Annotated in this window: 18 protein-coding genes; 7 read left to right on the top strand and 11 right to left on the bottom strand. The window is 70.6% G+C overall.

Annotated features, from left to right (window positions below; genetic code table 11):
* Window positions 1-38 precede the first annotated feature (38 nt).
* The 4 genes from AB0J71_RS23015 to serB all read left to right on the top strand — a co-directional run bounded on the left by AB0J71_RS23015 (window position 39) and on the right by serB (window position 3,665).
* Window positions 39-695 (top strand): SDR family oxidoreductase, encoded by a 657-nt coding sequence (locus tag AB0J71_RS23015; RefSeq protein ID WP_352319114.1) that lies wholly within the window; start codon window positions 39-41, stop codon window positions 693-695.
* Window positions 692-1,702 carry an S-adenosylmethionine:tRNA ribosyltransferase-isomerase gene (locus AB0J71_RS23010; protein ID WP_352319116.1) on the top strand — a complete coding sequence of 337 codons (1,011 nt, stop codon included), beginning with the start codon at window positions 692-694 and terminating at the stop codon, window positions 1,700-1,702. The genes AB0J71_RS23015 and AB0J71_RS23010 overlap by 4 nt, the downstream gene beginning before the upstream one ends.
* Window positions 1,703-1,798: 96 nt before the next feature.
* A complete protein-coding gene (locus tag AB0J71_RS23005; protein WP_352319117.1) occupies window positions 1,799-2,374 on the top strand; it encodes a hypothetical protein in 576 nt (191 codons plus the stop codon).
* A 73-nt stretch (window positions 2,375-2,447) separates the two neighbouring features.
* Entirely contained in the window at window positions 2,448-3,665 is a 1,218-nt protein-coding gene (serB, locus tag AB0J71_RS23000) for a phosphoserine phosphatase SerB (RefSeq protein WP_352319119.1), read from the top strand.
* On the opposite strand, the gene AB0J71_RS22995 is transcribed toward serB, so the two are convergent.
* The 5 genes from AB0J71_RS22995 to AB0J71_RS22975 form a co-directional block, all read right to left on the bottom strand.
* Window positions 3,655-5,808: an FUSC family protein gene (locus tag AB0J71_RS22995; protein ID WP_364415889.1), complete on the bottom strand. Its 2,154-nt coding sequence runs from the start codon at window positions 5,806-5,808 to the stop codon at window positions 3,655-3,657. The two genes, serB and AB0J71_RS22995, sit on opposite strands and share 11 nt — an antisense overlap.
* Before the next feature lie 15 nt (window positions 5,809-5,823).
* Window positions 5,824-6,294 carry a histidine phosphatase family protein gene (locus AB0J71_RS22990; protein ID WP_352319123.1) on the bottom strand — a complete coding sequence of 157 codons (471 nt, stop codon included), beginning with the start codon at window positions 6,292-6,294 and terminating at the stop codon, window positions 5,824-5,826.
* 316 nt (window positions 6,295-6,610) lie between these two features.
* The gene (locus AB0J71_RS22985; RefSeq protein ID WP_352319125.1) at window positions 6,611-8,923 is read right to left on the bottom strand and encodes a sodium-translocating pyrophosphatase; all 2,313 of its coding nucleotides are present in this window, start codon (window positions 8,921-8,923) and stop codon (window positions 6,611-6,613) included.
* Window positions 8,924-10,595: 1,672 nt separating this feature from the next.
* Window positions 10,596-11,021 carry an ATP-binding protein gene (locus AB0J71_RS22980; RefSeq protein ID WP_352319127.1) on the bottom strand — a complete coding sequence of 142 codons (426 nt, stop codon included), beginning with the start codon at window positions 11,019-11,021 and terminating at the stop codon, window positions 10,596-10,598.
* A 1-nt stretch (window position 11,022) separates the two neighbouring features.
* Window positions 11,023-11,373, bottom strand: coding sequence for an STAS domain-containing protein (locus AB0J71_RS22975; RefSeq protein ID WP_043629845.1), 351 nt, complete (start codon window positions 11,371-11,373; stop codon window positions 11,023-11,025).
* A gap of 409 nt (window positions 11,374-11,782) precedes the next feature.
* Between AB0J71_RS22975 and AB0J71_RS22970 the strand changes: the two genes are divergently transcribed.
* On the top strand, window positions 11,783-14,137 hold the full coding sequence (locus AB0J71_RS22970) for a DEAD/DEAH box helicase (RefSeq protein ID WP_364415887.1): 2,355 nt from the start codon (window positions 11,783-11,785) through the stop codon (window positions 14,135-14,137).
* Here AB0J71_RS22970 and AB0J71_RS22965 read toward each other — a convergent pair.
* Window positions 14,134-16,128 (bottom strand): hypothetical protein, encoded by a 1,995-nt coding sequence (locus AB0J71_RS22965; protein ID WP_364415885.1) that lies wholly within the window; start codon window positions 16,126-16,128, stop codon window positions 14,134-14,136. The two genes, AB0J71_RS22970 and AB0J71_RS22965, sit on opposite strands and share 4 nt — an antisense overlap.
* 967 nt (window positions 16,129-17,095) lie before the next feature.
* Window positions 17,096-17,554 carry a MarR family transcriptional regulator gene (locus tag AB0J71_RS22960; protein WP_352319133.1) on the bottom strand — a complete coding sequence of 153 codons (459 nt, stop codon included), beginning with the start codon at window positions 17,552-17,554 and terminating at the stop codon, window positions 17,096-17,098.
* A gap of 64 nt (window positions 17,555-17,618) precedes the next feature.
* Here AB0J71_RS22960 and AB0J71_RS22955 point away from each other — a divergent pair, with 64 nt between their 5' ends.
* A complete protein-coding gene (locus AB0J71_RS22955) occupies window positions 17,619-17,987 on the top strand; it encodes a VOC family protein (protein WP_352319135.1) in 369 nt (122 codons plus the stop codon).
* On the top strand, window positions 17,974-18,837 hold the full coding sequence (locus tag AB0J71_RS22950; protein ID WP_364415882.1) for an NAD(P)H-binding protein: 864 nt from the start codon (window positions 17,974-17,976) through the stop codon (window positions 18,835-18,837). The genes AB0J71_RS22955 and AB0J71_RS22950 overlap by 14 nt, the downstream gene beginning before the upstream one ends.
* 172 nt (window positions 18,838-19,009) lie before the next feature.
* On the opposite strand, the gene AB0J71_RS22945 is transcribed toward AB0J71_RS22950, so the two are convergent.
* From AB0J71_RS22945 to AB0J71_RS22930, 4 genes are all read right to left on the bottom strand, one after another.
* Entirely contained in the window at window positions 19,010-19,372 is a 363-nt protein-coding gene (locus AB0J71_RS22945; RefSeq protein ID WP_352319139.1) for an Rv3654c family TadE-like protein, read from the bottom strand.
* Between the two features lie 227 nt (window positions 19,373-19,599).
* The gene (locus AB0J71_RS22940) at window positions 19,600-19,980 is read right to left on the bottom strand and encodes a TadE family type IV pilus minor pilin (protein WP_352319141.1); all 381 of its coding nucleotides are present in this window, start codon (window positions 19,978-19,980) and stop codon (window positions 19,600-19,602) included.
* A complete protein-coding gene (locus tag AB0J71_RS22935; protein ID WP_364415880.1) occupies window positions 19,977-20,357 on the bottom strand; it encodes a DUF4244 domain-containing protein in 381 nt (126 codons plus the stop codon). Before AB0J71_RS22935 ends, AB0J71_RS22940 begins: the two co-directional genes overlap by 4 nt.
* Window positions 20,358-20,524: 167 nt before the next feature.
* Entirely contained in the window at window positions 20,525-21,313 is a 789-nt protein-coding gene (locus tag AB0J71_RS22930; protein ID WP_364415878.1) for a type II secretion system F family protein, read from the bottom strand.
* Window positions 21,314-21,368: the final 55 nt, after the last annotated feature.

Raw genomic sequence — 21,368 nt, 5'->3', positions numbered from 1 at the left:
CGATGCCGGCGCGGCGCGCCGATCCTAGCGTCGATGTCATGACGAACACCGCTCTCATCACCGGCGCCTCCCGCGGCCTCGGCCTCGCCCTGGCGAGGTCCCTGGCGGAGGCGGGCTGGTCCCTCGTGCTCACCGCCCGCGGCGCCGACGAGCTGCGCCGGGTCGCCGACGAGCTGGGCGCCACCGCGATCCCCGGCGACGTGACCGACCCGGAGCACGTCGCGCGGCTGGGACGGGCCGTGCCCGAGCTGGACCTCCTGGTCAACAACGCCAGTGACCTCGGGGTGACCCCCCTGCCGCCGCTGGCGGGCTACCCGCTGGAGGCGTTCCGGGTCCTGCTGGAGACGAACGTGACCGCGCCGCTCGCGCTCATCCAGGCCACGCTGCCCGCCCTGCGCGCGGCCGGCGGGGCCGTGGTCAACATCACCTCCGACGCCGCCACCGGCGCCTACCCGGGCTGGGGCGGCTACGGCGCGACCAAGGCCGCCCTGGAGCAGCTGTCGAACGTGCTGGCCGCCGAGGAGCCCGGCCTGCGGGTCTGGTGGGCCGACCCGGGCGAGATGAACACCCGCATGCTCGCCGACGCCGTCGGGGCCGAGGAGGCGTCCGCGGCGACCGACCCCGCCAAGGTGGCCGCGGCGCTGCGCGACCTGGTCACGTCCCGGCCGGCGGGCGGGAAGGTGAGCCTGCAATGACGGCGCTGCTGGACTTCGCGCTGCCCGACGACCTGTCGGCCCACGAGCCGCCCGAGGCGCGCGGGCTGGCCAGGGACGCGGTGCGCCTGATGATCTCGCGCGGCGATGCCGAGCCCGCCCACCACCGGTTCGGGGACCTGCCCGGACTGCTCGACCCCGGCGACCTGATCGTGGTCAACAACTCGGCGACGCTGCCCGCGGCGGTCCGGCTCGACCGGCTCGCCGTGCACTTCTCGACCGCCCGCGAGGACGGCACCTGGCTGGTCGAGCTGCGCCGCAGGACCGCCAAGGCGTCCGAGCCGTACGGCGGCGGGGAGCCGGGCGAGTGGCTGCCGCTGCCCGGCCGGGCCACGCTGCGGCTGATCGAACGGGAGACGCCGCGGCTGTGGCGGGCGCGGCTGGACCGGGACGTGCTGCCGTACCTGCGCGAGCACGGCCGTCCGATCCGCTACTCGTACGTGCCGGCCGACTGGCCCATCGACGCCTACCAGACGGTGTTCGCCACCGTGCCGGGCAGCGCGGAGATGCCGAGCGCGGCCCGGCCGTTCACCTCCGAGCTGGTCACCGCGCTGGTCTCGCGGGGCGTGACGATCGCGCCCGTCACGCTGCACACCGGCGTGGCCTCGCCCGAGAAGGACGAGCGGCCCTACGCCGAGCGGTACGAGGTGCCCGCCGCCACCGCCCGGCTGGTCAACCTGACCCGGCGGAACGGCGGCCGGGTGATCGCCGCGGGGACGACCGTCGTGCGCGCCCTGGAGACCGCCGTGGGCCCGGACGGCCAGGTCGGCGCCGCCTCCGGCTGGACCGGCCACGTCGTCACCCCGGCCGTCGGCGTACGGGCGGTCACCGGGCTCATCACCGGCCTGCACGAACCGCGCTCCAGCCACCTGCTCATGCTGACGGCGATCGCCGGCGAGAAAGCGCTGGCACGCGCGTACGAAGAAGCGCTGCGGAAGGGATATCTGTGGCACGAGTTCGGCGACACGCACTTGATTCTGGATAAATAAGCTTTACATGGATTTTGCCCTCGTGATAGGAACAGCGGACATTTACGGGGGCTTGTTCGTGCGCGTCCCCGTGCCACTTCCTCTCCGGAGACGTTGATGCGCAACTCCCTCACTAAGGTCGCCTCGCTGGCTTTGCTGGCCGGTGCGCTGATTGTCCCGGCGGTGCCCGCGTCCGCCACGACGACCACCGCCGCCCACGCCGCCAAGGCGGCCGACGCCCCGTTCGCGGTCTTCGACATCAAGCTGCAGGCGTCGAAGACCGCCAAGGCGGGCGGCCAGATCAGGTACAGCCTCAAGGCCACCAACACCGGCCCGTTCTCGGCCGACGCCTGGTTCGTCGGCGGCCAGTTCCCGAAGGGCGTGGACCTGCGCAGGGTCCGCTACGACGCTCCGAAGGGCACCGTCTGCACCCTCGACGGCCGCGCCCTGTACTGCAGCGTCCCCTACGTCCTGGAGAAGAAGGACTGGGTGCGCCTCGACTTCTACGCGAAGCTGAAGAAGAACGCCACGGGCACGCAGAAGGCGACCCTCGGCGTGGTCTCCTACGACGTCCAGCAGGGCATGTGGGACCAGGAGAAGGGCACGTGGGCGCTGGCCGAGGAGGAGCTGGAGCGCGTCGGCGTCCCCGTGCACGGCTACGCCAAGACCGTCAGGACCAGGATCGTCCGCTAGTCACGCTGCGCCCGTGTCCGAATGGCGAGCCTGCTGCGCGGGCACCGGACCGGGCGCAGTACCGTGGCTGGATGTGGACCAGCGCACCCTCCTGATCACCCTGACCGGCCCCGACCGGCCCGGTGTCACCTCCAGGCTCTTCTCCGTGCTGTCCGGGTTCCCGGTGACGGTCGCGGACATCGAACAGGTCGTCATCCGCGGCAGGCTCACGCTCGGCGTGCTCGTCGCGTACGCCGGCGGCCCGTCCACCGGCACGGGCACCACCCTCGGCGCGATGTGGACCGCCGTCGAACGGGTGGCCGAAGACCTCGGGATGGAGGTCGAGCTCTCCACCGGCTCCCAGGCCAAGGAGCAGCGCCGCCGCGGCCGCCTGTCGGTCAGCGTGCTGGGCGCCACCCTCCAGCCCGCCGCCATCGCGGGCATCGCCGGCCGCATCGCCGCCGCCGGCGCGAACATCGACCGCATCGAACGCCTCGCCCAGTGGCCCGTCACCTGCATCGAGCTGTCGGTCTCCGGCGCCAACCCGGCCGCCCTGCGCGTCGAGCTGGCCGCCGAGGCCGCCGCCCAGGAGGTCGACGTCGCCGTCCAGCGCACCGGCCTGTCCCGCCGGGCCAAGCGGCTCATCGTCATGGACGTCGACTCCACCCTCATCCAGGGCGAGGTCATCGAGCTGCTGGCCGCGCACGCCGGCTGCCTCGACGAGGTCGCCCGGGTCACCGAGCAGGCCATGCGCGGCGAGCTCGACTTCGCCGAGTCGCTGCGCCGCCGGGTCGCGCTGCTGGAAGGGCTGCCGGCCGAGGTGTTCGAGCAGGTGCGCCAGGAGGTCGTGCTCACCCCGGGCGCCCGCACCCTCGTCCGTACGCTCAAGCGCCTCGACTACCGCTTCGCCATCGTCAGCGGCGGCTTCACCCAGATCACCGACGCCCTGGTCGAGGAGCTGGGCATCGACTACTCGGCGGCGAACGTCCTGGAGGTCATCGACGGCAAGCTCACCGGGCGGGTCGTCGGCGAGATCGTCGACCGGCCGGGCAAGGCCCGCGCGCTGGAGCGGTTCGCCAGGGAGGCCAGGCTGCCCATCTCCCAGACGGTGGCCATCGGCGACGGCGCCAACGACCTCGACATGATCGCCGCGGCCGGGCTGGGCATCGCCTTCAACGCCAAGCCCGTCGTCCGGCAGGCGGCCGACACCGCGGTCAACACGCCCTACCTCGACTCGATCCTCTACCTCCTGGGCATCTCCAGGGACGAGGTCGAGGCCGCCGACGCCGAGGACGGCGTGCTCACGTCCTGAACCGGGCGGTGACCTCGGCGGCCAGGTCGAGCGCGTCCTTGCAGAGCGACCTGAGCGCCGGGTGGGCGGTCACCGCGTGCCGCAGCCGCCTGCGCACGGCCGTGCCCTCCCCCGCCGCCGCCTCCTCCATCAGCGAGCTGACCTCGCGCGCCACCTCGTCCAGCTGCGACTCGAACGCGTCGGCGGCGGGCGGCGGCTCGCGCTCCCGTACGGCCTGCCCCACGGCGTCCAGCCGGTCGGCCACCGCGTCCAGCACGCCGGCGGTGGCGTCCGAGCCGGGTTCGGCCCCGCGCAGCACGGCGCCGAGCAGGATCGCGTCGTCCCTGAGCTTCCTGGCCAGCGTCAGCGCGGCGCGCAGCTCGGCCGGCGCCCTGCCGCCCGGCTCCTTGTCCAGCTTGTCCAGCGACTCGCGCAGCCGGTCGGCCGCCGTCCCGGCGGACTCCGTACGGTCGGGCAGCCGGTCCAGGTCGCCTTCGGCCAGCGCGCGGACCAGGCACGCGTGCTCGCGCAGCAGCTCGGCGGCCAGGCCGCGCAGCCGTCCCGCCTGGCCGCGCGGCCACAGCAGCCGGGCCGCCGCCAGCGCCAGCACGCCGCCGGCCGCGGTGAGCGCCAGCCTGATCCCCGCCGCCTCCCAGTCGAGCCGGGTCGAGAAGTCGGTGAGCATCATGGCCAGCGGCGTCGCGAAGATCGACCAGTAGCCGTAGCTCACCTCGCGCAGGGCGAACCCGAGCGTGCCGAACACCAGCACCGTCCCCACGATCGTGTAGGGCCCCGGCACCGCCGCCAGGATCAACGCCGCCCCCGCGGCCCCCGCCACGGTGCCGGCCACCCGCAGCACCACCCGCTCGACGGTGTCCCCGTAGGTGGGCCGCACCGCCAGCAGCACGGTGAACACGAACCATTTGCCGTACTGCTCGTGCACCCCCAGCATCAGCGCCATCGCCACGGCGGCGGTGAGCCCCAGCCGCCCGGCGTGCTCGGGCCCCGAACCGCCCGGCGGCGGCTTCCACGGCAGCCGCGGGAACAGCCGGCGACCCGCCGCAGGCTTCCCGGGCAACAGCCCGCGGCTCTCCGGCGGCTTTTCCGGCAACCCGGCCAACAGCCCGCCGCCCGTCGGCGGCCTTCCTGGCAACCCCGGCAGCAGCCCGCGGCCCGCCGGTGGCACGTGCCGGGCGGCCAGGAGGCCGACCGTGCGCACCCCCACCGCGATCCGGTCCAGGCAGCGCCGGGCCTGCCCGAGCACCGCGCCGCTGCGCAGCGCCGCCGGGTCGGCGCCCGGCTCGCGCGCGCCCAGGCGCTCGGCGTAGTCGGCGGTGACGGCCAGCGCCTCCACCACCCCGGCCCGCCGCCCGTCCGCGGCCTCCCGCAGGTCCGCGGCCAGCGTCGTGGCCACGTCGTCGATCCCGTCCTGCTCGTCCGGGGCCGTCGCGCGCAGGGCGCGCAGCGCCACCGTCTCGTGGAAGATCCGGACCAGCGCCTCGACGTACGCACCGGCGGACCGGCCGGCCGCGTCCATGCTCTCGAACGACGCCGACGCCGTGGCCGCCGTCTCCAGGGCCTTGGACGCACGTTCCCTGCGCTCGTCCCAGTCGTCGCCGGCGAGCCCGTCGATCAGCCCGGCCACGGCGCGGACGGCCTCGCCCAGCGCCGTCGCCAGCGGGTCGAACCGGCGCAACGGCCACAGGGCCAGGGCGAGCACGGCGTACAGGAGGCCGCCGAACACCATCAGCTCGGGCGGCCCGAAACCCGCGGGCACCGCCAGATAGAACCCGGTGACCAGGGCGAACGCGGGCGGCGTCCCGACCGTACGCCACCGGCCGCCCGCCGCGGCGACCGCTCCGAGCGCCAGCACCGCCCACCAGGGCCGGTCCGCCAGATACAGGCCCAGCCAGCACCCGCCGGCGATCAGCACGATCTTGATGGCCATGGACCGCGCCCGCGCCGCGTACGGCTGCCCGTACGTGTCCCCGAACGCCGTCAGGTAGGCCCCGAGGGCCAGGAACGCCCCCGACTGCGGCCGGCCCGCCAGCACCCCGGCCAGCAGCGGCCCGGCCACCGCGAGCCCGCACAGCAGCCCGTACCCCCAGGGCGGACGCGCGGGCAGCGAGAAGCCGTCACGCAGCGCTCTGGCGGCCCCCCGCATAGGCGTCGTCCCCGGTCAGTGCTCCTTGGGAGCCCAGTGCATGACCAGGCGTCCCTCCCCCGGCCACAGGTCTACCCACGCCGCCTCCACCTGGATCACCGCGAACGCCCCGGGCCGGAAGCCGTAGTCGCCGCCGCCCAGTTGCAGGGCCAGCTCGTGCACCGCGGGATTGTGCCCGCACAATACGACCGTGCCCAGCTCCGGGTCGGTCCTGCGGAGCAGTTCCAGCAGTTCTTCCGGATATGCCTGGTAGATGTCGCGTTCGTAGCTGATCTCCATGCCCGGGAAGGCCAGCTCGGCGGTGCGCCTGGTCCGCAGCGCCGGTGAGCAGAGCACCGCGTCGGGGCTCAGCCCGGCCGCCCTGATCTCGTCGCCGGCCCGGCCGGCGTCGCGCTCGCCGCGCTCGGTCAGCGGACGTTCGCGATCGGCCAGGCCGGGCACCTGTGCGGCCTTGGCATGGCGGAGCAGTATCAGGGTCCGCGTCACGTCGTCACCTCGACCCGTCATTCGCTCGACTTGTCGTCGACCCGTCCATGCGTCGACCCGTCATTTCCTCGACTTGTCGTCGACCCGTCCATGCGTTGACCCGTCATCCCCTCGACGCCCAGATCCCGAGCCCGATGATCACGCCCAGGATGACCAGCATCGCCAGCAGGATCAGGCCCAGCGTCTTCCCGCCCGAGGGCCGGTTGTCCTCTTCCACCCGCCCAGTTTCCCACCGCGCCCCCGCCGTCCCCGCGCCACCCACCCACATGCGAAGACGCCCGCCCCTGGCCGGGACGGGCGTCTCGCCGATCGGTCGTTACGAGGCCACGGGCTCGTGCTCGCGGTCGTTGTTGGCCGGCTCGCTCGTCACCGACCTGCGCTTGGAGACGACGATGGCCGCCACCACCACCGCCACCGCCACCACCGTGATGCCGACCCGCAGCGCGGCGTTGCCCGCGTACAGGACGACGGCCGGCGCGACCAGCAGCGCCACCAGGTTCATCACCTTGATCAGCGGGTTGATGGCCGGGCCCGCGGTGTCCTTGAACGGGTCGCCGACCGTGTCGCCGATGACCGTGGCGGCGTGGGCCTCGGAGCCCTTGCCGCCGTGGTGCCCGTCCTCTACCAGCTTCTTCGCGTTGTCCCAGGCGCCACCGGAGTTGGCCAGGAAGACGGCCATCAGGGTGCCGCAGGCGATCGCGCCGGCCAGGAACGCGCCGAGCGGCGCGTAGCCGAGCGCGAACCCGACCGCGATCGGGGTCATCACCGCCAGCAGGCCGGGCGTGGCCAGCTCGCGGAGCGAGTCGCGGGTGCAGATGTCCACGACGCGGCCGTACTCGGGCTTCTCGGTGCCGTCCATGATGCCCGGCTTGTTGCGGAACTGGTCGCGTACCTCGAAGACCACCCGCATGGCCGCGCGGCCGACCGCCGAGATCGCCAGGCCGGAGAACAGGAACACCACCGCGGCGCCGACGATCAGCCCCACCAGCACGTTGGGCTGGTCGATGCTGAGGCTGAAGGTGGAGAAGGCGCCGAGCGCCGCCTTGATGTCCTGGCCGGCCTTCGAGAGCTGGTCCTCCACCGCCGTGCGGAACGCGCCGAACAGCGCCGTCGCCGCCAGCACGGCCGTGGCGATGGCGATGCCCTTGGTGATGGCCTTGGTGGTGTTGCCGACGGCGTCGAGGCTGGTGAGCACCCGCGCGCCCTCGCCCTCGACGTCGCCGGACATCTCGGCGATGCCCTGGGCGTTGTCGGAGACCGGGCCGAAGGTGTCCATGGAGACGATGACGCCGACCGTGGTCAGCAGGCCGGTGCCGGCCAGGGCCACCGCGAACAGCGCGATCGTGACGTTCCCGAACCCGAGCAGGAACGCCCCGTAGACCGCGCCGCCGATGATCAGCGCCGAGTAGACGGCCGACTCCAGGCCGACGCTGATGCCGGCGAGGATGACGGTGGCCGGGCCGGTGGCCGAGCTCTCGCCGATCTCGCGCACCGGACGGCGGTTGGTCTCGGTGAAGTAGCCGGTCAGCAGCTGGATGGCGCTGGCCAGGACCAGGCCGATCAGCACCGCGCCCACCGCGATCAGGCGCGGATCGGCGTCGGAGGTGACGGTCGAGCCCGACAGGGCGCCGAAGCTGCTGGGCAGATACCAGAAGGCCGCCGCGGCGACCAGCACCGCCGAGATCCCGGCCGAGATGAAGAAGCTGCGGTTGATCGCCGCCATGCCGCTGCGGTCTCGGTCGCGCAGCCCGGTGACGAAGATGCCGATGATCGCCGTCAGCACGCCGATCATGGGCACGATCAGCGGGAAGATCAGGCCCTGCTCGCCGAAGGCCACCTTGCCCAGGATGAGGCTGGCGACCAGCATGACCGCGTACGACTCGAACAGGTCGGCCGCCATGCCCGCGCAGTCGCCGACGTTGTCACCGACGTTGTCGGCGATCGTCGCGGCGTTGCGCGGGTCGTCCTCGGGGATGCCCTGCTCGACCTTGCCCACCAGGTCGGCACCGACGTCGGCGGCCTTGGTGAAGATGCCGCCGCCGACTCGCATGAACATCGCCAGCAGCGCCGCCCCGAACCCGAAGCCTTCGAGAACGTGGGGCGCCTCGCCCTGGTAGATGAAGACGACCACGGCCGCACCGAGCAGCCCGAGGCCGACGGTGAACATGCCGGCGACGCCGCCGGTGCGGAAGGCGACGCGCATGGCGCGCTTCTCGCCCGACTCGTTGGCCGCGGCGGCGACGCGCACGTTTCCGCGCACCGCCAACCACATGCCCATGAATCCGGTCAATGCGGAGAACACCGCACCGACCACGAAGAAGATCGAGCGACCGACGCGTACGTCCATTTCGCCCGGCAGCAAGAGCAACAGGAAGGGAATGACGATCACGAAGATCGCCAGTGTGCGGAATTGGCGCGCGAGATAGGCAGCCGCGCCTTCCTGCACGGCTCGCGCGATGTTCTGCATGCGTTCGGTGCCCTGGCCGGCGGACAGCACCTCGCGTACGAGGCCGCCGGCGACGGCTAGCGCGATCAGCGCGACCGCGGCTACCACGATCACTATGGTGAGATTGTTACCGCTCAGGGACAGATTGGGCGCTGGCGCCAATGCCAGCATGTGCCTGCTCATCGTTCTCCTCGGCAAGACCGGTCGTCTCGCCCGAACGGTGCTGCGGATCTCTCGGCGGGCGGGTGCGGCACCATCCGGGTTGTGGGTGCCGCTTCCGGTTGAATCCGCGGTTCCGCCGGATCACCTTGGCCGGTGCCGGGAGTCTACGCAGGCACTGAACGGATATGAAGGCTCTCGGGGCGGGTATTTGCGCGGGCGTTCAGTAATCCCCTGACAGCGGGCCGGTTTGAGATCTGACAGGCGAAATTTCCTCAGGTTTACGGGCGTGACAACCCCACAAATCGGACCGCCCGAAACCCAGATTTAATCCCCACGACACGCCGACCCCCTTCCACACACACCCCGCCCCCACCACCTGGCGGCACCTCCGCACACCACCGCCGGACCGTCACCTCCCGGCCCCGCCCCCTGGCCAGCTTCCGGCGCCACCTACCGGCCCCCTTCCAGCGCCACCTTCCGGGACCACCTTCCCTTCCAGCGCCACCTTCCGGGACCACCTTCCCTTCCAGCGCCACCTTCCAGCGCCACCGCCGCGAGATGCGGCGGGGCGCCACGACCGGCGGACGCGCCCTCCGTGACTCGGGCCGCCGGCCGCGGCCTGACCGACGCGGCACAACGCCACGGCCTCGCAGGGACACAGCCAGGCCCACACGGCCCGCCGCCACACGCCCCGCGACACACGGCGCCCAGCGCAAGCCCTTCCAACAACCCGGCCGACTATCCCCCACTCATCCACAGCCTGTGGACAACTCCCACCCCTGTCCACAGACACCACTGCGGCGGCAAGAGCCATGGGCAGTCGTATTGCTCTACCAAGGCACGTCAGGCAGCCCAGCCACGCCGCCGTCCTGGCCTTCCGCCCCTCAGGCGCGCCCCTCGCCGGCGAAGTCGTCGCACCGTACTGAGCTCTCAGCCCAGCCCCTTGCCACGCTGTCCTTCGGACTCCAGCCTCCGGCTGCGCTGCCGTAGATTTTCGCCCTTCGATCCCAGCCGCTGACCCGCCCCCTGCAGAACCGCCTGCACCGCCGGCCCGCAGTCCGCGCCCTCGAGCTACCGCCCGATCGAAACTTGGACGTCTCGCCGCACAACACAGCGGTTGAACGCGCGAAGCGGACTTGGGCCTGCTCTGAGGCCGAAGCCCAGGCAGCATGCGACGTAGAGACGTGCGATGTAGAGACGTGTGGCGTAGAGACGTGCGACCTGGAGACGTGCGACCTGGAGGCGTGCGGCCTGGAGGCGTGCGGCCCTCGCACTGCTTCGATGCCGCGCCAGCCCCGCGCGGGCCGCTCTGAGCTCTTCGGCCGGTCCACGCCGAGCCCCTACGGCGCTGAACCCCTGCATCGGGACCTCGCTGAACGGCTCCCGCAGGACCCCTGCACCCCGGCTTCGCTAAGCCCTGCACCAGGCCTGGCCAAGACCCTGGGCGGGTCCGCCGGCGACCGAGCACACGCTGCCGCTTCTCTCGGATCGATGCAGGCCGTCCGGACATGCCGACAGGACGAGGCACCGAGCGCCCTCGTCAGGACATGCAGAAACGTGGCGCGACTCGACAGGGAGGAAGGCATGCCACGACCGGACATCCCCTCATCCCCGTCTATCGCCCCTGAAACCACACCCGACCAGCTCGAACACGCCCCTTGGGAGACAAGGGACCGATCCAAGCGATGTCAGGTCAGGAACCCGCCCCGTTGGAGGCGGGCCAGCTCATCCGGATGTTCGTCCCCTTGGGGCTGGGGAAGACCTCGACGTCATCGGCCAGACCCGTGATGACGGCGATGCCGAAGCCTGACATGAACGAGTCAGAGAGCATGCCCAGATCGAGCGGCTGCTCCTGCTTGATCTCGTCACTGGGGGCCAGATCGCTGACCGTGACCTCGAAACGCCCGGAGTCGTCACGTAGCTCGATGCGGATGGGCTCGCCCGGGCAGTGAAGTCGATGCGCCTCGACCGCCCGGGAGCATGCCTCACCCACGGCGAGCCTGACTTCGTCCAGCAGCGATTCCTCCACGCCGGTACGACGGGCGATCGCCGTGGCCACCAGCCGGGCGGTCCGCACATGCGCGGGGAGAGCGCTGAACGTCAGCTCGACGGTAGCCATGCTACTTGTCTTTGCCGTGAGCTTCCTTGGCCTCGTCGACGGAAGCGTAAATCCCGAAGACCTTGGTCAGACCGGTGATGCGGAAGATCTTGAGGATGCGCTCCTGGGTGCACACCAGCTCGAGCGAGCCGTCGTGCGCCCGGACCCTCTTGAGCCCTCCGACGAGCACTCCCAACCCCGTGGAGTCGAGGAAGTCGACCTTCTCCATGTTCACCAGAAGGTGGAAGTTGCCCTTGTTCACCAGGTCGATGAGGAGCTCACGCAATCTCGGCGCCGTGTAGACATCGATCTCACCCTCGACCTCCACGATGGTGAGTCGGTCTTCGGTGCGGTGATCCAACTTCAGATCCACAGATCCTCCAGCGCCTCGCCTGCGAAAGTACTCTTGCGGGCCTGGCAATCTGGAGCGTGGCCCCAGATTGTCCGACCCTGACGCGCGGCATTCAACCACGCGTCTGGCTTGTGTCTATACGAAATCACGATTCCCGGCGACTTTGCCCATCGATGCAAGACTGGAAACAGTGACTTCCTCGGCATCCTCCCCACAACAGGCAGGTCCACTCCTCGCCCACCTGCTCGGAGTTCCCGCACGTCATGAGCGTGTCACCCATGTGGAGCATGTTCCTGCACGTCAGGCGGGTCAAGCGCGTTGGCCGGACTGGGCGCCGGAAGTCCTGGTTACGCGCTTGGCGAACCGTGGAGTTACAGGACTCTGGCCTCACCAGCACGAAGCCGCCGACCTGGCTTTCCGTGGCCGAAACGTGATCATCAGTACCGGAACGGCCTCGGGCAAGTCCCTGGCGTACCTCACGCCGGCGGTCGCCTCCTGCCTCGACGGCGGCACCGTCCTGTACCTGACGCCGACCAAGGCCCTGGCCGCCGACCAGCTCCGCGGCCTGCGCGAACTGCGCATCACGCAGGTGCGCGCCGCCTGCTTCGACGGCGACACCCCCTTCGAGGAACGCACGTGGATCCGCCAGCACGCCAACTACGTCCTGACCAATCCGGACATGCTCCACCGCGGCGTGCTGCCCCGCCACGCGCAGTGGTCCTCGTTCTTCCGCCGCCTCCGCATGGTGGTCGTGGACGAGTGCCATGGATACCGCGGCGTCTTCGGCTCGCACGTGGCCCAGATCCTGCGCCGCCTGCGCCGCGTCTGCGCCCGGTACGGCTCGCGCCCCACGTTCATGCTCGCCTCGGCCACGGCGAGCGAGCCCGGCATGTTCGCCATGAGGCTGACGGGGCTTGAGATGGACGAGGTGACCACGGACGCCTCTCCGAAGGGTTCTACGACCATCGCGCTCTGGGAACCGCCCCTGACGGACCTGCGGGGCGAGGGAGGGGCTCCTGTGCGCCGCACGGCCACTGCGGAGGCCGCTGACCTCCTCGCGGACCTGGTCCTGGCGAACGTACGGACGCTCGCGTTCGTGCGTTCGCGACGCGGCGCCGAGACGGTCGCCCTGTCCGCCCGCGCCAAGCTGGCCGACGTCGCCTTCTCCGTCACCGCCCCCTGGCCCCCGCACGCCACGCCCGAAACCGCGCCCTGGCCCCCGCACGCCACGCCCGAAGCCACGCCCTGGCCCCCGCACGCGACACCCGAAGCCACGCCCCCGGGCTTCTCCCCCGGCGCCGAGTCCTCGCCGCTCGCCTCCTCCTCGACCCCTCAGGATTCCACTCCCCCCACCGGAAGCGCCGCATCCGACGTCCAGGACCCGCGCCACTCCACCCCGCCGAGCCCGCTCACCTGGGCCATCCCCGACGACGTCCAAGACCTGGCCGCCCTCCCCGACAAGGTCGCCGCCTACCGCGCCGGCTACCTCGCCGAGGACCGCCGCCTCCTGGAGAAGGCCCTGCGCGCCGGCACCCTCATGGGCCTGGCCACCACGAACGCCCTCGAACTCGGCGTGGACGTCTCGGGCCTGGACGCCGTGCTGATCGCCGGCTGGCCCGGCACCCGCGCCTCCCTCTGGCAGCAGGCCGGCCGGGCAGGACGCGACGGCCAGGACGCCCTCGCCGTGCTCATCGCCAGGGACGACCCCCTGGACACCTACCTCGTCCACCACCCGCAGGCCCTGTTCGGCCGGCCGGTGGAGGCGATCGTCCTGGACCCGGAAAACCCGTACGTCCTGGGCCCTCACCTGTGCGCCGCCGCCGCCGAGATCCCGCTGACGGACGACGACCTGCCCGTCTTCGGCGCCACCACCGCCGACGTCCTGGAAGACCTGGTCGCCCGGAACCTCCTGAGACGCCGTCCCGCAGGCTGGTTCTGGACCCGCCGCGAACGCGCCACCGACCTCGCCGACATCAGAGGCGGCGGAGGCGCCCCGATCCAGGTGGTCGAGTCGTCGACCGGCCGCCTGCTCGGCAGCGTGGACGAGCCGTCCGCCCACACCACGGTCCACACCGGCGCGGTCTACCTCCACCAGGGCGAGACCTTCCTCGTGGAGACCCTCGACCTGGACGCCGGAGTCGCCCTGGTCGAGGCAGCCAATCCCGACTACTCCACGTTCGCCCGCGACATCACCGACATCTCCATCCTCGCCACCCAGCGCTCGCGCCCCCTCGGCCCGGGAACGCTGCACTTCGGCGAGGTGGAGGTGACCAGGCAGGTGGTCTCGTACCTGAAAAGACGCCTGCAGTCAGGCGAGATGCTCGGTGACGAACCCCTCGACCTGCCGCCGCGCACCCTCCGCACCCGCGCGGTCTGGTGGACCCTGCCCGCCACGGCGGTCGCGCCGCTCGCGGCGGCGGACATCGACCTCGGCGGCGCCGCGCACGCCGCCGAGCACGCCTCGATCGGCCTGCTCCCCCTGTTCGCCACCTGCGACCGATGGGACATCGGGGGCGTCTCCACCGAACTGCACGCCGACACCGGCCTGCTCACCGTCTTCGTGTACGACGGCCACGAAGGCGGCGCGGGCTTCGCCGAACGCGGCTACGCGCGGGCCACCGACTGGCTGACGGCCACGCGTGAGGCGATCGCGTCCTGCGAGTGCGAGCGCGGGTGCCCGTCCTGCATCCAGTCCCCGAAGTGCGGCAACGGCAACGAGCCCCTGCACAAACGCGGCGCGCTCCAGCTCCTGGACATCCTCCTCGCCCCCGGCCCTCTGTCCTAACTGTCACCCTTCTCCGGCCGGCGCCCCGCATACGCCCGCTCATCGTCATCGTCATCGTCGTCGTCGGAGGCCCAGAAGTCGCCGGCGCCCGGCAGCGGACGCTCCCAGAAACCGCTGTCCTCCATGCACCTGGGCGACGGTGGCAGGTAGTCGTCCCAACGCTGCTCCAGGGGGGTGGCGGGTGGGACGACGGGGCCGGTGGCGGGCTCGGGAACGTCCGTAACAGCCGAACTGGGCAACGCGATGCGCGGCGGATTCTGCGGATCCTGCCCTGCCTCCCCCGCCGTTTCCCGGCCCGTTTCCCGGCCCGTTTTCGGCCGAGCCTCGTGACGGCCTGTCTCCCGTGCTTTCTGGGCCGCGCGTAAGTCCTGCACGCTCAGATGGATCGGCAGAGCGACCGGCACCTGCCTCGACGCCCCACCCGGCATCCGAGCCCCCCTTGGCTCCGCCTCCCGCCACCCCCGAACGTCGTACGCACCCTGAGCCTCCCCCGCCCTGGGGGCCGCGCTTTCTGGAAGCGGACCAGGTGCGGCGGCCGCCCCTTCGAGAGCACGCTGCGGCGTCTCACGCGCCTGGCCCTGCGCATCCCCTGCCCTCTCGTCTTCGCCGGCGCCTTGCCTGATCGCAGGCTCGGGCAGGGGCGTCGGGGGGTTCGGCTGGGGAGGTTCCGGCATGCGTGTCCTGGCGACGGCGAGCACCACGGTAGGACGTCGGGACGCTGTCCTGGCTCGCGGAACCTCGTCGGGGTTGGGCTGAACCGCCCTGCTTCCTGCTGATGTGGCTGCACGGCTGGCCGAAGCCGCGGCGCTCGCACCGCCACGCCCGGCGCCGGTGGCCAGCGCGCGCCGCCGAGCCCATGCACCGGCGTGCGCCGCGAGCAGGAGAAGCAGCAGGCCTCCTGTCACGTACATCCCGTACTGCCCGAAGTTCCCCGTCGGCGACTCGTCCGACTGCGCCCTGACGCCGCCCGCCTGGATCGCAGCCGCTTCGGTGTCGTCGTCCGCGCGCTTGTTCGTCCCGGACGCTTCCTCGCGGCCCGGGTCGGCCGCGGTCGAGGTCGGGAGGCTTTCCGGCATTGCGGGCAGGGCGGAGGTGTGCCTGCGGGTCGTCGTGGGCTTGCGGGTGGGTACGGTCGTGGGCCTGACGTGCTTCTTGGCCGGGAGGGTCGGCAGCGGATCGACCCGCGTCCTCCCGTCCGTCTTCGTCGTCTGCTGCTTGGTCGTCTGCTGCTTGGTCGTCTGCTTCTTGGTCGTCTGCTTCTTGGTCGTCTGTTGCTTGGTCGTTTGCTTCTTGGGCTGGGACGCGGCCGGCGCGGGAACCGTGACGTACGCGACACCCGATTTGCCCGACGCGACCGAACCACCGTCCCCGTCGCCGCGGAACGCCTTGACCGTGATGCCCACGCGCCGCCCCGCCGCCTTGGCGGGCACCGCGAGGACGGCCTTGCACGAGGACCCGGAGCACGCGTTGTCCACGGACAGCCGGCCGACGACGCCGGACTGACTTGTGGAGACCTCATAGGACTGGAGATCCGGCTCCGAGCCCTTGCTCCAGGTCACCTCGACCTTGGTGGTGCCCTCCAGACGCGCGTCCACGTTCCCCGGGGGCTCGGGAGGTCGCCGCAGTTTGAACGTGCTGGTGGCGTACCTGGTGCCCGTGATGTCTCCTTTGAGCGTCACGGTGAAGGTGCCGTTGGGCGCGCTGCCGGCGTCGAACGTACCGGAGATCGTCTGGTTCGCCCCGCCTCCGGCGACCCTCTGGCTCGGCGTGGCGGGGCCTTCGACGTACAAACCCATCTTGAGCTGCATCAACCCGGTCTGGGCAGAAACCGTCACGGACGACCCCGTGACCACCTGGCCGTCGGAAGGCGACGTGATCTGCCCAGAGGCTTCGGCCTGCCGCGTCACCACAGCCGCCTGCGCCGACCCGCCCAGGACGATCGAACCCGCCACGACCGCCACAGCGGCCACCACTCTGCCAACCACCGTCACGACGATTCCCTCCACAGAGAGCCTCGCGCCGCATGACCGTCCAGGGGGCGTGCACGCGACGACCGGAAGTGCAGTCCGCCCGGCCGATGCGGTCACCGACCGCTCCTGAATTCGCCCTGTTGGCGACGTTCTGGAAGCGCGCCGTGGATGGCATGAACCGAGGGTAAGCGGAACCTTATGCGACGTAGCGAACTCTTGGACACCGCGTCCAAGAAGTCGTGACTCGATTGCGACATTGCACCGCAACTCACAGAAATATCGCCTGTTTGATGGGGATGATCCAAAAAGACCAATAAACCCCAGCCGAAAAGGCGCCTCTCCCATCAATCACACAACTTCGGCCCCAGACTTTCGCGCAATACCTCACCTAAGAACAAATCCCGAGAATCTCCGCGCCCCGCCTCACACCGAAACGCCCCGGGCCTCCCCGCAACGCTTCACATGGGAACGTCTCGCGCACCCCCTCAGCGCTTCACACCGGAAAGTCCAGCGAGCCTCCTCAGCGCTTCACTCCAGAACGCCCCCGCGGGACTCCCTGCAACGCTTCACACGAGAACGCCCCCAAGAACATCCCGTGGCGTTTCACAAGGGACACGCCCCACGAACCCTACGTGGCGTTTCACGCGACACACCCCGCCGACCCCACCCTGGCTTCAACTTGCTCCGCCAGGTTCCAGGCGAAGCCGCCGTCGACTCATCCCCGCGCCCCTCGCGCCTTACTCCGCACGCTTCAAGCGGAAAGCCCCAGCGCACGAGCCGCCACGCCTCGCACCTCACACCCTCTGATTCGCACGCCACCATCGATGCCCGCAGCCCACGTCACAAGGCCCTTATCCATTTCGCTCGCCTGACGATTTATCAGCCCATCGCAGAACAGGGTGGCCAGTAGTTCGAGGTCCCTCGCACAGACTTCCACGCTCCGCCACACCACTGTCCCGACGCGACGAATCGTGCACCGAGAAACCAGCTATGCCCCGTCGTCGCCATCGCGCAGCGAATGAATCATGCTCTGCAAAATCCGGAACGCGTCCGACTGCTCGGCCTCGGTCATGCCGGCCAGCATTCTGACCTCGACGGACCGGACCGCCGCGCTCGCCTTCTCCAGGCTCCGTCGGCCGCGAGGCGTGAGCCGCGCGGGAAGCGCCTTCCCGACGGGCGCCTCCGCGGGCCTGGTGACGTAGCCGTCTCGCTCCAGGGTCTGGAGCAGCACGTTCATCGACTGCCGGGTCACGAACGCGCCACGCGCCAGCTCGGAGTTCGACAAGCCCGGCCGTTGAGCCAGCAACTCCAGGCAGGAGTAGTGCGTCACGCTCATCCCGAGTGGCCGCAGCACCTCCTCCATGGCTGCACGCAGGGTGCTGGAAGCCTCTTTCAGCAGGTAGCCCAGCGATTTGTCCAGGTCGACGCCGGCACCGTTTTGACTCATGTCAGTATTCTGACATACATTGATGCGTGTCAGAAAACTGACATAGAGCTGAAGGAGCATCCTCATGCCCGTCACCGGCCCCGACTTCATCTCACTGCAAGCGCGCGACCTCGACGCTTCGCAGGCGTTCTACGAGCGGTATCTCGGCCTCGTCCGTTCGCAGGCCGGCCCTCCGCACGCCGTCGTCTTCGAGACGAAGCCGATCGCCTTCGCACTCCGCGAGGTCGTTCCCGGCACCGATCTCGGCTCCGTTGCCCAGCCCGGCATCGGTGCCGCGATCTGGCTGCACGCCACCGACGTCCAGGCCATCCACGACGCCCTCCTCGCCGACGGTCACACCATCGTCTCCGCACCGATCGACGGCCCCTTCGGCCGCACCTTCACCTTCGCCGACCCCGACGGCTACCAGATCACCCTCCATGACCGCGCCTGAGGCGAGCACCCTGGTCTTCGGAGCTACCGGGGCACTCGGCCGCCACCTCCTGGACGCGCTGGTCGCTCGTGGAACCAGCCCCGGAACAATCACCGCGGCCGGACGGAACCAAGCACGTCTGGGGGAACTCGCCTCCGCCGGGTTCAGCACCGCCGCCGTCGACCTGTCGGATTCAGCCGGCGTCGCAGAGCTGGTCGCCAGGCACTCCGACATCGTGTTGATCTCGGGCAGAGACCCGAACCGTCTCGCTCAGCACGAGTCGGTCATCGAGGCGGCGAAGAACGCGAACGTCCGACACCTCTACTACACCAGCGGAGTTCGAGCCGACGACGACCGGTTCGAGATCAACGCCGACCACAGAGCGACAGAGGACGCTCTCACCGCTTCCGGCGTGACGTACACGATCCTGCGGAACACCTGGTACATCGAGAACTACATCCAGACGCTGGCAGGCCCCCGCTTCACCGGCGTTCTCGCCGCAGCGACCGGCGACGCCGTCGTTGCCGCAGCCAGCCGGAAGGACCTGGCTGAGGCGTTGGCCATCGTCGTCACCACAGCTGGGCACGACAATGTGACTTACAGCCTCTCCGGCGACACGAACTTCACCTACGCCGACATTGCCGACGCGATGTCGGTCGTCCTGAAGCGGGAGGTCACGTACCGCCCTGTAACTTCCGCAGAGTTGCGGGTAGCACTGATCAACTCCGGGATGGACGGCGAGCTGGCCGGCTTCTTGGCACGTCTCGACGAGACCATCGCCGCGGGAGTTTTCGCTCGCGTCGGTGACGATCTTTCTCGACTCCTCGGCAGGCCGACCACCGGCCTGGTCGAGGGACTGACGGCAGAGTGAGCACCGGAGCCGGCGCAGGCGCGTTGGCCTCTCGGCTCGCGCCGTCCCGTCTCCCGATCAGCCAGTGGCCGGACTCGCGCGCGACGCCCCGAGGCCTGCATGTGTCGCGGTCGATCACGCGCCCCCAAGGCCCTAGGACGGCGGCCTGACGACGGGACGCCGCGATCAGCTGCTACCCAGGCGACATCGTGACCGGCCCTGCGCGAGACCTGCCTGTAAGGGTGTGTGCTCCGGCGATCGGCAAGGTGATCGACAAAGAGGTCCGGACGTCCGCGATCTCTCCCGTGAGCTCACAAGCCGCCAGCCGGACACCGTTCTTTCTGGCCAACGCGGCCGCCCTGCCGCACGCGCCCTCGGGGTCGACGATGGCCGTTCTGGCCGCGGCCAGAGCGCTCAGATCGGCCGCGCTGTCAACCCGATGGCGGGCCACACGAACCGCCCCCACGGAGGCCAACCCTCCGGCAACCGCCATCAGGAGCCCCATGAGGGCCACTCCCCATAAGGTCGCCGACCCTCGTTCCCTGTGCTTGATCATCCTTGTCCTCGCCGTGATTGATCGGTGAAAGGTCGTCGATTCGCCGAGCTTGAGACGCTTCCGCACCTCCCGCGCTGACGATCTCCGCGCCGCGTCGCGGAGTTGTTGTCTCTTCTTGTGGGTAGAAGACGCCGTAGGGGTTGGAGATTTCGCCCCCCGGCTGCCAGGAGGACACGAGGGCTCATGTCCTCCTGGCAGATCTCATTTCGGCAGGCACCTGCGTGACGTCACGGTTCTGTGGCGGCTGTCGCCGAGGCCGACACGCGGACGGCCGGCAGCGAAGCGCCCCAAGCTGGTCGTACATCTACTGCGATCTCTACGTGGGTGAATTCTGCGTCGCGGGCGATCTCTACGTGTGCGTCTGGGCGGGTGGCGGAGCGGGCGAGTTCGCGGACCTGGTCCAGCGGCTCACCTCGGGCTGCGGCGCGCACTGCCGCTCGGGCTGTGTCCACGCATTCCAGTTGGACGTTCACCGCTTGTATGGCCCAGAGCGCGGCTGCCAGGACGATCATGAGCGCGGGCAGCATGGCGGCGGTCTCGGCCGTCACCGAGCCGCGTGATGCCGACCGTTGCCTGGTGGCGGCGTTCCGCGTCTGGTGGAGGGTCATCCGGTCATCTTGAGCGCTCGGTCTATGAGGGACTTCAGCATCTCCTGCACCTCCGGGCTGCTGACCACTTTGAACAGGAGCGCGGCGAAGGCGCAGGCCGCGATGGTGCCGACTGCGTATTCGGCTGTGGACATGCCGCGCTCTCGGTTCGCGACAGCGCAGGTGATCCACTTGCCGGGGTACCAGCGTGAGCTCTGCCCGGTGGGATCGCCGGGAGGTGCGGGGACGGTCGAGGAAGCGTGGGTGGCTGCCGTCTCGACGTCGGAGGAGTCGTCGGCTTCGGGGGGCGGCGTGGTGGCGGCCGGCTCGGTGCAGGCGGTGGGCCAGGATGAGGTGGCGTACGCGTGAGCTGGAGCGGGGCTGAGGGTGCCTGGCATGGTGGCGGGACCTTGCATCGTGCCTCCAGGTGGTCGGAGCCGGGTCTTGTCCGGCGGGAGTCCAAGGTTCGCCGAGAAGGCACAGCCGCCGTCAGGCCGAATGGCGTTCTGGGGATTGTCGGCGAGTCGGCCCCCAGCCTGTGGACAAGTCCGCCGCCAAGGGGACGTCACGGCAGGACGATCGTGGAAGCGAGGCCGGCGATCACCGGGATGATGCCGAGGAGGACGAAAGTCGGCAGGAAGCACAGGCCCAGCGGGGCGACCGCCTTCACGCCCACGGTCCGGGCGGCGGCGAGTGAGGCGGCTCTGGCAGTGTCTCGGGCGTCATCGGCCAGCCGGGTCAGGACGTCCGCCAGCGGGGCGCCGGTCTGCGCGGCCCGGCTCATGGCTCTCGACAGCTGGCTCAGGGCCGGGTCCTTCGCCAGGGTCGCCCAGGTCGGCTCGGGGTCGGCGCCCAACCGGAGTTGGCTGCCCACCCATGCCAGACGCTGACCGAGGGGGCCGCCGATCGTGGTCGCGGCCAGGTCGGTGGCGGCGGTCACCGGTTGTCCGGCGAGAAGGCAGGCGGTCATCAGGTCGGCGGCGAAGGGGAGGTCGGCGGTGATCTGCTCGCGTTCCTGGCGGGACCGCGGAGGTTCCTTCCTGTGCAGGATCAGGGCGGTCACCGGGGTCAGCAGAAGGGCCACCGCGATTCCTGGGAGGCCGCCGATCAGGAGGGCCGTGATCACGCCGGTGACGGCGGCGGTGGTGACGGTTCTGCGGCTCGGGCGGCGGTGGTGGGGATCCTTCTTGTCGAGCCAGTCGGGCTGGGCGGGGACGTCCGTCGGAGAGGTGGCGGGGCTCGACGGCGGGCCGGGCGCGGGCAGGAGGCGGCTGAGGCGGTCCGCCGGGACGCGTGGGGCTGACCACAACCAGGTCGCGAGGGCTGCGCAGAGGGCGGACAACAAAGGGAGCATCGGACGAAATCCAGAGGTTCGGTTGGCAGAGATGAGGACGCCTCGCCGGAGTACC

The sequence above is a fragment of the Nonomuraea sp. NPDC049637 genome, assembly GCF_040675235.1.
Lineage (GTDB): Bacteria > Actinomycetota > Actinomycetes > Streptosporangiales > Streptosporangiaceae > Nonomuraea.
Note: the sequence above shows the minus strand (reverse complement) of the source record. Positions and strands in the feature narration are given on the sequence as shown.